The organism is Paenibacillus sp. NPDC058071 (assembly GCF_042885235.1).
In the GTDB taxonomy this organism is placed as follows: domain Bacteria; phylum Bacillota; class Bacilli; order Paenibacillales; family Paenibacillaceae; genus Pristimantibacillus.
The window spans coordinates 367,422-381,820 of sequence record NZ_JBHVSK010000003.1 but is presented as its reverse complement, the minus strand read 5'-3'; the positions used below and the strand labels follow the sequence as shown (position 1 = coordinate 381,820).

Annotated in this window: 10 protein-coding genes; all 10 read left to right on the top strand. The window is 51.5% G+C overall.

All coding sequences use genetic code 11. The annotated features are described in order from the left end of the window. Nucleotides 1-36: 36 nt before the first annotated feature. The 10 genes from ACFVTB_RS07150 (at nucleotide 37) to ACFVTB_RS07105 (ending at nucleotide 14,295) form a co-directional block, all read left to right on the top strand. Complete coding sequence (locus tag ACFVTB_RS07150; RefSeq protein ID WP_387746793.1) at nucleotides 37-2,112, top strand: peptidoglycan D,D-transpeptidase FtsI family protein; 2,076 nt, start codon at nucleotides 37-39, stop codon at nucleotides 2,110-2,112. A 339-nt stretch (nucleotides 2,113-2,451) separates the two neighbouring features. Next, entirely contained in the window at nucleotides 2,452-4,503 is a 2,052-nt protein-coding gene (locus tag ACFVTB_RS07145) for a peptidoglycan D,D-transpeptidase FtsI family protein (RefSeq protein WP_387746792.1), read from the top strand. Between the two features lie 421 nt (nucleotides 4,504-4,924). After that, nucleotides 4,925-5,902 carry a metal ABC transporter solute-binding protein, Zn/Mn family gene (locus ACFVTB_RS07140; RefSeq protein WP_387746790.1) on the top strand — a complete coding sequence of 326 codons (978 nt, stop codon included), beginning with the start codon at nucleotides 4,925-4,927 and terminating at the stop codon, nucleotides 5,900-5,902. Between the two features lie 33 nt (nucleotides 5,903-5,935). Further along, nucleotides 5,936-6,748, top strand: a complete 813-nt coding sequence (locus tag ACFVTB_RS07135; RefSeq protein ID WP_387746788.1) for a metal ABC transporter ATP-binding protein — start codon at nucleotides 5,936-5,938, stop codon at nucleotides 6,746-6,748. Then, nucleotides 6,748-7,737, top strand: coding sequence for a metal ABC transporter permease (locus tag ACFVTB_RS07130; protein WP_387746786.1), 990 nt, complete (start codon nucleotides 6,748-6,750; stop codon nucleotides 7,735-7,737). The genes ACFVTB_RS07135 and ACFVTB_RS07130 overlap by 1 nt, the downstream gene beginning before the upstream one ends. Continuing rightward, nucleotides 7,734-8,621, top strand: coding sequence for a metal ABC transporter permease (locus tag ACFVTB_RS07125; RefSeq protein ID WP_387746784.1), 888 nt, complete (start codon nucleotides 7,734-7,736; stop codon nucleotides 8,619-8,621). The genes ACFVTB_RS07130 and ACFVTB_RS07125 overlap by 4 nt, the downstream gene beginning before the upstream one ends. Nucleotides 8,622-9,800: 1,179 nt before the next feature. Further along, a complete protein-coding gene (locus tag ACFVTB_RS07120; protein ID WP_387746782.1) occupies nucleotides 9,801-11,264 on the top strand; it encodes an ABC transporter substrate-binding protein in 1,464 nt (487 codons plus the stop codon). A gap of 77 nt (nucleotides 11,265-11,341) precedes the next feature. Beyond that, entirely contained in the window at nucleotides 11,342-12,100 is a 759-nt protein-coding gene (locus ACFVTB_RS07115; protein ID WP_387746780.1) for a Cof-type HAD-IIB family hydrolase, read from the top strand. Between the two features lie 6 nt (nucleotides 12,101-12,106). Continuing rightward, nucleotides 12,107-12,586 (top strand): DUF456 domain-containing protein, encoded by a 480-nt coding sequence (locus tag ACFVTB_RS07110; protein WP_387746778.1) that lies wholly within the window; start codon nucleotides 12,107-12,109, stop codon nucleotides 12,584-12,586. Between the two features lie 56 nt (nucleotides 12,587-12,642). Further along, entirely contained in the window at nucleotides 12,643-14,295 is a 1,653-nt protein-coding gene (locus ACFVTB_RS07105; protein ID WP_387746776.1) for a putative polysaccharide biosynthesis protein, read from the top strand. The last annotated feature ends 104 nt before the right edge of the window (nucleotides 14,296-14,399 follow it).

The following is a 14,399-nucleotide window of genomic DNA, read 5'->3' as shown; positions in this document are numbered from 1 at the left end:
ACTTGAACATAAAGAACGATAACAGAAGAGCATGAGGTGAGAGCTTTGCACGACGATCCGCAGAAGCGGGAAATAGTAAACAGACGGCATTTTTCGTTTCGGCTGAATTTTTTCTTTTTTGTCGTATTTGGACTTTTTAGCATTCTTATTATTCAGCTTGCCATTTTGCAGTTCGTGGAGGGGCCGACGCTTAGCGCCGCAGGCAGCAAGAAAAGCACGAGAAGCGTGAAAATCGCGCCGATTCGCGGCAATATATACGATTCTGCGGGCGAGCCGATCGCTTATTCCACATCGACGCAATCGCTGTATTTCACGATCTCCGCTGAGTTCAGAACAAAGGACCCGGATTACGCGATCGGAGTCGCCCAGAAGCTGGCTTCTGTGTTCGACAAGTACGGCGATCCCGAGAAAGCGATGACGGTCGACGATATCATTCGTCAGATGGACCTCGATTTCCGCCGCAACATTATCTCGACGCCGAGACGGATCAAGTCCGGACTGACTCAGAAGGAAATCGCATATTTCCTCCAAAACCGCAGCGAATTTGCGGGCGTCGATATCGTCGAGGAAAGCGTCCGCAATTACAGCAACGATTCTGTCTCGGTACAGCTTGTCGGTTACTTGAAGAAATACCGAGGCGTAAAGGAATCGGTTGATTTCTATAAGGACAAGGGCAGCGTAGAAGATCCGCAGCTTCAATATTTGGATGAAGAAGACGTAGGCTTCGACGGGCTGGAATATATGTATCAGGACATCCTGCGCGGCAAAAACGGATTGAAAAGCTATCCGGTCAACAATGCCGAGCGGATTATCGGGCCGATGGAAATTACGAATCCAGAGAAGGGCGCCGATTTGTTTCTGACGATCAACCGCAACGTACAGTTGAAGACCGAAGAAGCGATTATGAGCCATTTGAAAAAAATAAGCACTTCTCCGAACCGCTTCGAACGCGCGGAATATGCGAAGACGGGTTATGCCGTTGCGATGGAGGTTCAGACCGGCAAGGTTATTACGATGGCCAGCATGCCGGACTACGATCCGAATATTTGGGCTGGCGGCCGTATTAGCAGCGAAGACTACGAGAACTTCGAGTCGGTGCTGAGGAACGGTACGATCGGCGAGGTTTACGCCAAATACGATTCGAAAAACGAACGGGATCGTCACCCGTCTTCGCTCGTTCCTCCTGGCTCGACACTGAAGCCGTTGTCGATTCTGATCGGCCTGAACGAGAAGCTGTTTACCACGTCGACGACATATAACGATAATGGCGCGTTCTTTTTCGGACGCGAAGGACATCAGGTTCGAATCGGTAACGCAGGCGGTCACGCGTACGGCTTGCTAGATCCGGCCAGAGCGATTGCCAAGTCGTCCAACCCGTTCATGGCGGCGATGGTCGGCAACAATTTGTACAAAAAGTATAACGGCGCCAAAGGGGTCGACGTTTGGGACGATTACATGAAGCAGTTCGGCCTCGGAGTCACGACCGGCAGCGGCTTGAAGGGCGAGTCGGCCGGCACCGTCGACTACTATCATGAGGCGCAGAACGCGAGCTCGCAATCCGCGCTTGTCCGCGCATCATTTGGTCAACAGGCCCGCTACACGCCGCTTCAACTAGCGCAATATGCGACGATGCTGGCCAATCACGGAAAACGGCTGAAGCCGCAATTCGTCAGTGAAATCCGGAACTCTGACGGCAGCGTGCTGCAAAGCTTTAAACCGGAAGTTCTAAATACTGTTGATTTGCCGGACTCCTATTGGAAAGAAATCGAGACGGGCATGTCCCAAGTTAACGTGCAGGGCTTCAACGGTGTTTCCTACACCTTTAACCGGAAAACCGGTACGGCGGAATCGAGCGTTAAGGGACGGATGGCGGATAACGCGGTGTTCATCGCTTATGCGCCGGCTGACAATCCGAAGCTTGCCGTCGCGGTTGTTATTCCGGACGGGGGCTTCGGCGGCTGGGGCGCCGCGCCGATCGCCCGCCAAATTTTCGACGCTTACGATTATGAGATCGGCCTGAACGGCGTGCCAGGAAAGAGCAAGGATAGCGGCAATGGAGGCAGCGCCGAAGGAGGCGCGGCCGATGCTCCCGCAAACGGCAACGCGCAGTAAGCTCGCGGTCTCGCGAGGGAACGATAAGGCAAGAATGATAAAGCAAGAAATAGTAAAGCAAGAACGATAAGGCAAGAACGATAAAGCAAGAACGATAAGGCAAGGTCATTTCAAGCGTTGCAAGGCAGATGCTGAAAGCCTTTGCGCATAGTAGATATAAGCTGCTTTCGTCGGCCGTTTAACGGTCGGCGAGGCAGCTTTTTTTATGCCAAATTGTGTATTAGATACTCGTATTAAGCGCAATCAAAAATGCTCTTTTTTTGTTAATTTTGTGATATGATAGTGATCGTGCTAGGAAAATTTACCGGTTATTGCGCAACGGAAAGTGGGGGGAGTGCGTTGCACGAGGACGATCAGAAACGCCAAATTTCAAACAGGCGGCATTTTTCATTTCGTTTGAACGTTTTCTTTTTGATCAATTTTGTATTATTCAGCGTATTGATTATTCAGTTGGCCATCCTGCAGTTTGTGGAAGGTCCTACTTTAACGGAGATCAGCAACAAAAAATATACGAGAAGAGACAGTATTCCGCCGATTCGCGGCAACATTTACGATTCCGCAGGCGCTCCTATCGCTTACTCGACGTCGACCCAGTCGCTTTACTATACGGTACCGCCGGGCTTTAAGGTGAAAGACCCGGATTATGCCAGAGCTGTTGCCCAAAGCATTGAGAATGTATTTACGGAATACGGCGACCCGGAGAAAGAGATGTCCGTCGACGATATTATTCGTCAAATGGATTTGGAAGCGAGACGCAACGTATTATCTACGCCGCGGCGCATTAAGTCGGGGTTGACGCAGAAGGAGATCGCTTACTTTTTACAAAACCGCACCACGTTCAACGGAATCGAAATCGTCGAGGAGAGCGTCCGTAATTACACCAATGATTCGGTTGCTGTGCAGCTTGTCGGGTATTTGAAAAGATTCGGCGGCGGCGTCAAGGATAATCTTTCATTCTACAAAGAAAAAAGCTTGGAGAAGGACCCGCTGCTTAAATATTTGGAGGAAGAAGAGGTTGGAGTCGACGGACTGGAATTTATGTATCAAGATGTGCTGCGCGGAAAAAACGGTCTGAAGATGTACCCGATCAACAAAGACGAGCGGGTTATCGGCCCGATGGAAATCACGAATCCGCAAAAAGGCGCCAGCCTCTACTTGACCATTAACCGGCAGGTGCAGCTGAAAACGGAAGACGCCATCATGAATCATATTAAAAAAATAAGTACCTCGACGCATAAATCGGAACGGGCTGAGTACGCCAATATCGGCTATGCGGTCGCTATGGAGGTTGAAACTGGCAAAGTAATCGCGATGGCGAGCATGCCCGATTACGATCCGAACATTTGGGCCGGTGGACGGATTAGTCCGTCCGTGTACAAAAACTATGAAACGGTTCTGAACAACGGCACAATTCGCCCGGTGTACGGAAAATACGAAACGGATGATGAACGAGATCGCCATCCTTCCTCGCTCGTTCCTCCCGGCTCGACGCTGAAGCCGCTCTCGATTCTGGTCGGCTTGAACGAGAAACTGTTCACGACCAACAGCACCTATAACGATACGGGAGCCTTCTATTTCGGTAAAGCGGGGCACGAGGTTCGGATCGGCAATGCCGGCGGCCATGCGTACGGATCGCTTGATCCTGCAAAGGCGATTGGCAAATCGTCGAACCCGTTCATGGCCGCTATGGTTGGGAATAAGCTATACGAAAAATATAGAGGCAAAGCAGGCGTCGACATCTGGGACGGTTATATGAAGCAGTTTGGGCTGGGCGTCCTGACCGGCAGCGGGCTGCCTAATGAAAGCAAGGGAACGATTGACTACTATCACGAGGTCGAGACGGCCAGCTCACAATCGGCGCTGGTTCGCTCCTCCTTTGGACAGCAGGCCCGTTATACGGTGCTGCAGCTTGCCCAATACACCTCCATGCTGGCGAATCACGGCAAGCGGATGAGGCCGCAGTTTGTAAACGAGATTAAAGATTCGGAAGGCAACTTATTGCAAAGTTTCGAGCCGGAAGTTCTAAATACTGTTGATTTCCCGGACTCCTATTGGAAAGAAATCGAATTAGGCATGTCGCTGGTCGGCGTACAAGGCTTTGAGGGCGTTTCCTATACCTTTAACCGGAAAACCGGTACGGCGCAATCAAGCGTTAAGGGACGGATGGCGGACAACGCGGTGTTTATTTCCTACGCGCCAGCAGATAATCCGAAGCTTGCCGTCGCGGTCGTCATTCCGGACGGGGGCTTCGGCGGCTGGGGCGCTGCGCCGATCGCCCGTCAAATATTCGACGCTTACGACTACGAGATCGGCTTGAACGGCGTGCCGGGCAAGAATAAACAAGTTAACTTGCCGGTAGACGGGAATGCGCCCGAAGGGCAACAGCCTTAACACAATTTTAGGCCATTTTACAATTAATTTTTATCGCGCGCTGGGAGACGCGTGCGGTGCATAAATTTGATGTTGCTGGATGGAGCGACAAGTGCAAGTCTTGAGAGTGCCTGCGTAAAGAAGTGCCTGCGTAAAGACGCAGGCACTTCTTCTTTTTTGGATCAAATTATTTTAAAAGGTGAGCGCAATCGTTTCTCAAGAATCTCTTTGTCATTTCGTTGTTCTCCCCTTTTCCGTCAAACACTGATTTTAAGTTCGAACGATTTGGCGTGCAAAATTCGAGCTGCTCAAGGGGGGAGCAATTTTTTTTGGCTTAAAATGTTGCATAAGAGAAACTTTTTTGTATAATATAAAAAAAGAGTCGCTTGGCAAAATGATGTGAGCATAGGAAACATATAAGCGGCGGAGGAGAGGATAAATAATGAATCGCACTAAACCGTATAAGATGAATTCAGCCATTAAACGTTTTATTATGACAATTTTATTTCTGACCGCTGCGGCGCTGCTCGTGACAGCCTGCGGGGGAGAACGGGGACAAGAAACGGAGAGCGCGGACAACGGCAAGCTGAAAGTGACGACGACGATCGGCATGATTGCAGACGCGGCTAAAGAGGTCGGCGGCGATTATGTGGCAGTCACCGGCTTGATGGGCTCCGGCATCGATCCGCATTTATACAAAGCATCGCACGGCGACGTGGCCAAGCTGGACGATGCGGACATTATTTTTTACAACGGGCTTCATCTGGAAGGGAAAATGGCGGAGATGTTCGAGAAGCTGGAGAAGACAAAACCGACTATTGCCGTTTCCCGCAATATTTCTGAAGAACAATTGCGTGCTAATCCGGCAGCCGGAAGCGGGGCGCATGATCCTCATATTTGGTTCAATGTGAAGCTGTGGATGTCGGCGACGGAAGTGATCCGCGATACGCTGGCCCAGAAAGATCCGGCTCATGCAGACTATTATGCAGAACGGGCCGCCGATTATTTGGGCAAATTGGAACAACTCGATGCGTACGTACACGAGCAAATCGGCCTTATTCCGGAAAAAAACCGCATCCTCGTGACGGCGCATGACGCCTTCGGTTATTTCGGCGACGAATACGGATTGCAGGTGACCGGCCTACAGGGGATGAATACGATGTCGGAGTATGGTTCAAAAGATGTCAGCAAACTGCGCGACTTTCTCGTCGAGAATGGCATTAAGGCGGTATTTATCGAATCGAGCGTTCCTCGAAAATCGATTGATTCGGTTATCGAGGGTGCCAAAAAGCTTGGCCACGAGGTGGCGATCGGCGGAGAGTTGTTTTCCGATGCAATGGGCGATGAAGGAACGGAAGAGGGCACCTATATCGGCATGGTGAAGCATAACGTAGATACGATCGTTCAGGCGTTAAAATAACATTTTTGGCGGAATAGAAAGCGAGTGATCAAGATGGCAGAGCATAGAACGGCAGAGGAGAAGGTACAGCGGCAGGGAGCATCGCCGTTAACCATCCGCAACCTGAGCGCAGCTTATCAGAAAAAGCCGGTGCTGCGGGATGTCAGCTTTACTGTAAAAGAGGGCGAGCTGATCGGTGTGATCGGGCCGAACGGCGCCGGAAAGTCGACGATGATGAAAGCAGCGCTGGGCTTGATTCCACGTTTGAGCGGTGAAGTGCTGGTGTACGGCAAGCCATATAAAGAGCAACGCAAATTAGTAGGCTATGTGCCGCAGCGAGAATCGGTGGATTGGGATTTTCCAACTCACGCTTTAGATGTCGTCACGATGGGACGATACGGCCATTTGGGGCTGTTCGGAAGGCCGGGTGCGAAGGAGCGGGCCATTGCGCTGGAAAGCCTGGAGAAGGTCGGCATGGCGGACTTTGCCTATCGGCAGATCAGCCAGCTGTCCGGAGGCCAGCAGCAGCGTGTATTTCTCGCCCGGGCGCTTGCGCAGGACGCCAGCCTCTATTTTATGGACGAACCGTTCGCGGGTGTAGACGCCGCAACCGAGAAAGCGATCATCACGCTGCTGCAGGAGTTGAAGCAACAAGGCAAGACGGTAATCGTCGTTCATCATGATCTGGCGACTGTGGAGGATTACTTCGACTCGGTACTGCTGCTGAATGTGGAGCTTCGAGCATTTGGCCGGACGGAGGAAGTGTTTACGCAGGAACTGCTGCAGGAAACGTACGGAGGCAGGCTTGCCTTTCTTGGACAAAGAGACGGGACGGCGCGTGCGCGGGGCGAAAGGGTGATTCGGTAATGGAAACGTTGGGAATGTTGCTCCGCGATCCGAATATGCAATGGATTTTTCTAAGCTGTACGCTGCTCGGCTTGAGCAGCGGCATTATTGGATGCTTTTCTTATTTGCGAAAACAAAGCTTGATGGGCGATACGCTTGCGCATGCTGCTTTGCCCGGCATTTGCATCGCTTTTATGCTGACTGGAATCAAATCGCTGCCGGTGTTTCTGGTAGGCGCATTGGTGGCGGGTATTGTAGCTACCTTCGGAATTGACTGGATTACGAGGCATACGAGAATTAAAGCCGATGCGGCGATGGGCATCGTCCTGTCGGGCTTTTTCGGACTCGGCATTGTTTTGCTGACGGTTATACAGCACGGGAATTACGGCAATCAGGCCGGCTTGGATAAGTTTCTATTCGGTCAAGCGGCGGCGATGGTTGGCAGAGATGTTGTGACGATGTCGATAATGAGCGCTGTTCTGATTGCGATATGTTTCCTGCTGTTTAAGCAATTTAAGCTGATTTCATTTGATCCAGGATTCGCCAAAGGAATCGGTTATCGGGTAGCGCTGTTGGAACATTTGTTAATGTTTCTGACGGTGGTTGCTGTCGTAGCTGGCATTCAGGCGGTAGGCGTCGTATTGGTAGCGGCTTTGATCATTACACCTGCCGTATCCGCTCGCTATTGGACGCATCGGTTGGGTGTCATGGTTGCAGTATCCGGTTTGTTCGGTGCTTTGAGCGGTGCGCTCGGTACGCTTATCAGCTCGGCTGCTTCGAACTTGCCGACAGGGCCGCTGACCGTGCTTGTTGTCACTGCAGGCTTTATCTTGTCTGTATTGTTCGGGCCGGAGAAGGGGCTGCTCGCCAAGCGGCTCGTTCGCGCAAGATTGAAGCGGAAGCTGGAAATGCGGACAGTGCACGTGATGGGCACGGCGGAGACTTTGGAGTCGGATAAGGCTGTTCGAGGCGGAGTAAAGGACGCGGCAAACAAGGGGGCGACGTTATGACGACTTTTTGGATTTTGCTGACGGGGTCGCTGGTTGCAAGCTGCTGCGGCATTTTAGGCGCTTTTCTCGTCCTGCGCCGGATGGCGATGATCGGTGATGCGATTAGCCATTCGGTTATGCCGGGGATCGTCATCGCCTATCTGCTTAGCGGTTCGCGGGATTCCTTGCTTATGCTGGCGGCCGCCATGCTCTGCGGTTTGCTCGCTGTTTTCCTGATTCAGCTGTTTCAGCAGCACGGCATTCAATCGGACGCTTCGATCGGCGTCGTTTTTACCGCCATGTTCGCGTTCGGCGTGTTGCTCGTCAGCTTGTTCGCCAGACAGATACACTTAGATCAGGACGCCATTTTGTATGGCGAGATTGCTTATGTGCATTGGAATACATGGACGGTGTACGGATTCGATCTCGGGCCAAAAGCGGTTTGGTTGCTAGGCTCGACGCTGCTAGTGATCGTGCTAGTGATCGGGTTGTTCTATAAGCAGTTCAAGCTATGCGCATTCGACCCGGCGCTCGCCGCTGCACTCGGCATACCGGTAGCGCTGTTTCATTACTTGCTGATGGGGCTCGTGTCGATGGCAACGGTCAGTTCGTTCGAAAGCGTGGGGGCCATTCTCGTCGTCGGCCTACTCGTTATTCCGGCTTCCACCGCCTATTTGCTGACCGATCGTCTCGGAACAATGATCGGCTTGAGCGTTGTCGCAGGCATCGTCAGCACCGTGCTTGGCTATTACACGGCCGCTTGGCTGGACGCCTCGATTGCCGGCTGTATCGTTTGCGCCGCGTCGTTGCTGTTCATCCTCGCTTTCCTATTCTCGCCGTCGCACGGCTTAATCGCGAAAAAGCTCCGACAGCGCCAATTGGCGAGCGAATCGGCCGCCGCTTAGCCGCGGGCGGTCTGCGCAGTAAGGCGCAGGAGAGGAGTGCCTTACTGCGTGCGTTGTGACGGTGAAGCTGGCCGTTACTTCTGCCCCTGTAAGGCTCCAAAGCGTCTTACAGCAGCAGGAGTGACGGCCAATCGGAGCTGTAAGGCTCCAAAGCGCCTTACAGCAGCAGGAGTAATGGCCAATCGGAGCTGTAAGGCTCGAAAGCGCCTTACAGCAGCGGAAAGTAACTCCAATCGGAGCTGTAAGGCTCGAAAGCGCCTTACAGCAGCAAAAAGTGGCTCCAATCGGAGTTGTAAGGCTCGAAAGCGCCTTACAGCAGCAGAAAGTGACTCCAATCGGAGCTGTAAGGCTCCAAAGCGCCTTACGGCAGCAGAAAGTGACTCCAATCGGAGCTGTAAGGCTCCAAAGCGCCTTACAGGAGCAAAAAGTGGCTCTCGAAGGAGCCGTAAGCCGGAAAACCGTCTTACAGAGCAAAAAGTTGCTCTCGAAGGAGCCGTAAGCCGGAAAACCGTCTTACGGAGGAGTAAGCCGGGAGTCGAAGGAATTGTAAGGTGCAAAAGCGCATCACATAACAGAGGCATAAAGTGTGTTTTATAGGAGCAACAATCGAGCGTATAGACAGTCGTGACACGAGAGTGCCACGAACATGAGCAAGAACAGGATTAGTTGAGATCAGACGATGTTCCCCCTACTGCGGACTAACCAACTAACCGTCCTCCATTATCGATGGCCAATTCAAAAGCAGTTGACTCTACAGCGTCCATCTAACTTCAACTACAGGCGAAACTCCTATCAAAGCAACTGGTACAAATAAGGGGCTGTTCCCACAGGAACAGTCCCTTATTTGTGTCTAGTGGAGCCGGAGTCTAGTGGAGCCGGAGTCTAGTGGAGCCGAAGTCTAGTCGAGCCCGTGACTAAACGAACCCATGCCTATTCGTCCCGTTGTCTCTTATGCCCTGCTTTGATGCAGCAACGTGCAGTTTATCGCCCCGCGCTCAGCTCCCAACGCGCGGTATTTCGCTGCATCACGGCTGTCGGTCGGTCAATTCCAACCAAACGACAACACAGCAAAATTTGGAACATTTATGAGAAAAATGAAACATTTACCCATGGTTATACGTCTATTATATGGAGCTTAATGGAAAAAGAGTCGAAACGATAGGGGAGTGTTTTAAAAAGATGAGATCATGGATGAAGAAAACGGCCACCGCGGGACTGGCTTTGCCGATCCTGCTTACCGGATGCAGCATTGGCGGAAGCGACAAAGGACAGAGTAATGAAGAGCAAACGCTGAGAGTCATGTATTACGATGAACAGTCTTTCTTTCAGCAATACGGCATGCTGTTCTCGGCCATTCACCCGAACGTAAACATCGAAGTCGTGAATACACAAAGCATACGCCCTGGGGAGGGCGAGGATTACAATAAGCTGCTCGATGAATTTATCGAGAAGGAACAGCCCGATATTGTGATGCTGGGCTCAGACCAGTACGAGAAAATGTCGGCTGACGGCAAGTTGTACGAGCTCGATGGTTTTATCGAGAAGGACAAGTACGATACCGAAGGTCTTCTGCCGGGTATGATCGATTATTTGAAGGATCTGGGCGGCGGCAAGCTTTACGGCATGTCCGGCGACTATTCCAGCCAGGCCTTATACTATAATAAAGATTTGTTTGAGAAATACAATATTGATTTTCCAACCGATAAAATGTCTTACAGCGATGTGATCCAACTGGCGAAGCGTTTTCCAACCGACGGAGGAAAAGAGCGGATTTACGGTTTGAGAATGGGTTATAGCGACAACTTGTTCCAAGTTGCAACTCAACTCGCAAGCACTCAAGGATTAAACTATATTAATCCGACCAAGCAAGAGATGACGATCAATACCCCAGGCTGGAAGAGCATCGTCGAGCTTGCGCGCGACGCCATTAATTCCGATGCGCTTTACTTCGAAGATCGTGCAAACAGAGAAGGCCCGATGCAATACGAGGACTATCTGCTGAGCAATCCATTCGTTTCCGGAAAAGTGGCGATGACAGTCGACGGCCCGTATATGCTTCAGCAAATGAAACAGGCCCAGGATTATTTGAAAGAAGAGCAAAAAAGCAAGTTGGTTTCCAACTGGGATATGGTGACCGTACCTGTCGATCCAGCTAATCCGGACACGAGTACGATGGTCAATTTTTATAACATTTTCGCGATCAACAATCAGGCGGACAACAAGGAAGCGGCATGGTCGTTTATTAAATACATTACGGGTGACGATTTTGCGAGAGTGTCCTCGAAATCCAACATGTATGGCAACTTCTCGGTACGCACCAAGTATGCTAAAAAGGATGACGAGCATAACTACGCCGCTTTCTACGCGCTGAAACCGAGCAGAGTCAACCAATATAAAGATTGGGACAAACTTCCGCAAAACTTCTATATGGAGTTCAACGGACAGGCGGAAAACGAGTTCAATCAGCTCAAAGAAGGCAAGCAATCGGTCGACGAGACGCTTGCGAAGGTGCAGACGCTTGGGCAAAGCATTCTCGACAAAGCTCCTGAGACTAAGCCGGAAGAAGGCGGGAACGCTTCGGAAGGTGCTGTTAAGAGCGGAGGTGCATCCGAAAGAACAGAGCAAGTTATTATTACGAATTAACGGCGTTAACCGTTTGGAATATGCCCGATCTGTGCTAAAATGGCAGTAGCAAATGGGATACAGCACAGGAGGATGACATGGGACATTACAAGCTGGTAGCGCTCGATATGGACGGAACACTGTTGAACGAGCAAAGCGAGATTAGCGACGAGAATGCATTATGGATTCATCGGGCGCTGGACGCCGGAGTAACGGTCAGCTTCTCCACTGGAAGGGGCTTTCGCAGCGCCCTTCCGTTTGCGGAGCAGCTGAATTTGACAACGCCGATGATCACCGTCAACGGCAGCGAGATCTGGGAAAGGCCTCATGTGCTGCACCGGCGCACACTGCTGTCTGCCGCTTACGTGAGAAGGCTTCACGAAGTCGCGCTCAAGCACACGGGCACCTGGTTCTGGGCCTATTCGACGGACGATATTTACAATCTGGAAAAATGGATCGACCCTTCGACCGACTACGAGCATCATCATTGGCTGAAATTCGGCTACTATACGGAGGACGATAAGGTTCGCCGGTTGATTTTCGAAGAAGTATCCGAATGGGACGCGCTGGAGATTACCAACTCCTCGCCGCATAACTGGGAAATGAACGCCAAGGGCATTAATAAAGCGAGCGCGATCCGGGAGGTTTGCAACAATATGGGGATCAGCATGTCTGAAGTGATAGCGGTCGGCGACAGCTTGAACGATATTGCTGCGATTCGCGAATGCGGTCTCGGCGTTGCTATGGGCAATGCGCAGGAAGAAGTGAAGGCTGCCGCCGATTTTGTCACGCTGACTAACGATCAGCACGGCGTTGCGGAAGTCATCAAACGATACGTTTTTCATGAAAGAGGTTGATCCGGCGTGGATATTTTAGGCTGGGCGCTAGTTATTATTTTATTTGCCGTCGGGATGGCGGGAACGGTATATCCAATATTGCCGGGGGCACTAGCCATATACGGAGCTTTCTTCGTATACGGCTTTTTCTTCTCTTTTGAACCGTTCGGCTGGGTATTCTGGACCCTTCAAACCCTCATTGTCGTCGTCCTATTTATAGCGGATTATGCGGTCAGCGCCTGGGGGGTGAACCGCTTCGGCGGTTCGCGGGCATCGGTTGTCGGGAGCACGATCGGCATTATTATCGGTCCGTTCGTCATCCCGGCATTCGGTTTAATTATCGGCCCTTTTGCCGGAGCAGTAATTGGCGAATTGATTATCGGCACTTCCTTCGTGCAATCATTGAAGGTCGGCGTCGGTTCGCTTGTCGGCTTACTAACCAGCGTTGTCGTCAAAGTCATTCTGCAGGCCATTATGATCGTCTTGTTCATCATTTGGATTCTGTAGTCACTCATCCCTTTATTTCACCTAACAGAAACGATTGAGAAAGAAGAGACGATCCCGTGAAAAAAGATTCGCTTATAAAAGGTACGTTAATATTGGCCGCAGCGGCGCTAGTTGCCCGCTTTTTAGGCATTTTCCAGCGCATTCCGCTCGAGCATATCCTTGAAAAAGAGGGGATGGCTCATTTTGCCATCGCCAACACGTTATATTTGACGCTGCTCGTCATCGCGACAGGAGGCATTCCGAGCGCAATCAGCAAGCTCGTATCCGAACGCTACGCCCTGCAGCGCCCGGAAGAAGCGAAACGGATTTATCAAGCTGCGCTGGTCTTTGGCCTCGCGGCAGGCATTATTCTTACCGTTCTGCTTTACTTTGCCGCCCCTTACTATGCGATACATATCGCCAAAACGCCGGGAGCGGAGCTGGCGATTCGAGCGGTTGCTCCTACGCTGCTTATTTTCCCAATCATCGCAATGATGAGAGGCTATTTCCAAGGCAGACAAATGATGGCGGCAGGCGGCATTTCGCAGATCGTCGAACAGATTGCTCGCGTCATCGTCGGCGTCGGACTGGCTGTACTAGTGCTGGCGTGGGGATGGGGCGACCAATGGGCTGCGGCCGCAGCGACGTTCGGCAATGTGATCGGCGGCGTCGGCGCTTTCGTCGTCATGCTGTGGTACGCCCGCAAGCTGAAACGTCTTGATCGTGCGGAAGATATTGCAAATGGCGCCGGAGCGAATGCGAAAGAAGCGGCGGAAGCTGCGTCGCGCATTCCTTTCCGCTCGATCTACAAAGAAATTTTTACGATGTCCATTCCCGTCGTCATTACGGCGATGACGGTGCAACTGATTTATTTGTTCGATACGTCCCTCATGATTCGGCTGACGGAAATTTATTACGGCGGTTACCGGAACGCGCTGACGGTGCTTGGCGATTTCAGCTTTAAAGCCCAGTCGATTGCAGGCATTCCGCCGATTCTGGCTATTGCGCTCAGCACGTCAATTATTCCGGTCATTTCGTCAGCTTATTCACTGAGGAATATGGGCGAGGTACAGCGGCAAACGTCGCTTGTTATGCGAATCGTACTGTTCACAGGCGTTCCTGCGGCGCTTACACTGACCGCAGCTTCGTATTCGGTAACGGGCTTTCTGTTCAGCGGCCCGTCGGGCAGCGGCATTGTCGCGGCTCTGACAGCCGGCACCGTATTCCAGATTACGATGATGACAAGCAATTCCATTTTGTTCGGCATGGGCAAGCCGCGCCAGCCTATGATGCATACGTTTGTCGGCATTGGCCTGAAGCTGCTGCTCAGCGCAGCGCTTGCTCCTTTATTCGGCGCTTACGGTTTGATCGCCGCTTCAACGATTTGTTTTATCGTTATTACGTGGTTGAATCTGGAGACAATCGGCAAAGAAGCGAAGCCTGTCGTACTTGGCCGCAGATGGGTGCCTTACATGCTGACGATTGCGGTATCTATCGCAGCCGGCTGGGCAACCGAGGCTGGCATGCGCCAGCTGTTGGCAGATTGGCCGAATAAGCTGGCTTATTTGACCGCTGCCGTAACTGCCGGAATCGTTATTGGGCTGCTGTACTTGCTGCTGCTCATCGTTCTTCGCGTCGTTACGGTGGAAGATGCAAAGTCGTTTCCGGGTCCTCTGCGCAAGCTTTTCATGAAGCTGCTGAAGCCGTTTCAGGCGAAAAGCGCTTCATAAGTCACGAATGCGCCGAATATTCAGGCTATTTTTACTGCCAAAATATATACATCCATAGATTTACATCCCTAAATCAGTTAGGTACAATTAGGAAGATTGGACGA

What these genes read in the sequence shown, in the direction of transcription:
- ACFVTB_RS07135 (WP_387746788.1), top strand. Translation starts at nt 5,936, where the DNA reads ATGGCAGAGCATAGAACGGCAGAGGAGAAGGTACAGCGGCAGGGAGCA.
- ACFVTB_RS07120 (WP_387746782.1), top strand. Translation starts at nt 9,801, where the DNA reads ATGAGATCATGGATGAAGAAAACGGCCACCGCGGGACTGGCTTTGCCG.
- ACFVTB_RS07115 (WP_387746780.1), top strand. Translation starts at nt 11,342, where the DNA reads ATGGGACATTACAAGCTGGTAGCGCTCGATATGGACGGAACACTGTTG.
- ACFVTB_RS07125 (WP_387746784.1), top strand. Translation starts at nt 7,734, where the DNA reads ATGACGACTTTTTGGATTTTGCTGACGGGGTCGCTGGTTGCAAGCTGC.
- ACFVTB_RS07140 (WP_387746790.1), top strand. Translation starts at nt 4,925, where the DNA reads ATGAATCGCACTAAACCGTATAAGATGAATTCAGCCATTAAACGTTTT.
- ACFVTB_RS07130 (WP_387746786.1), top strand. Translation starts at nt 6,748, where the DNA reads ATGGAAACGTTGGGAATGTTGCTCCGCGATCCGAATATGCAATGGATT.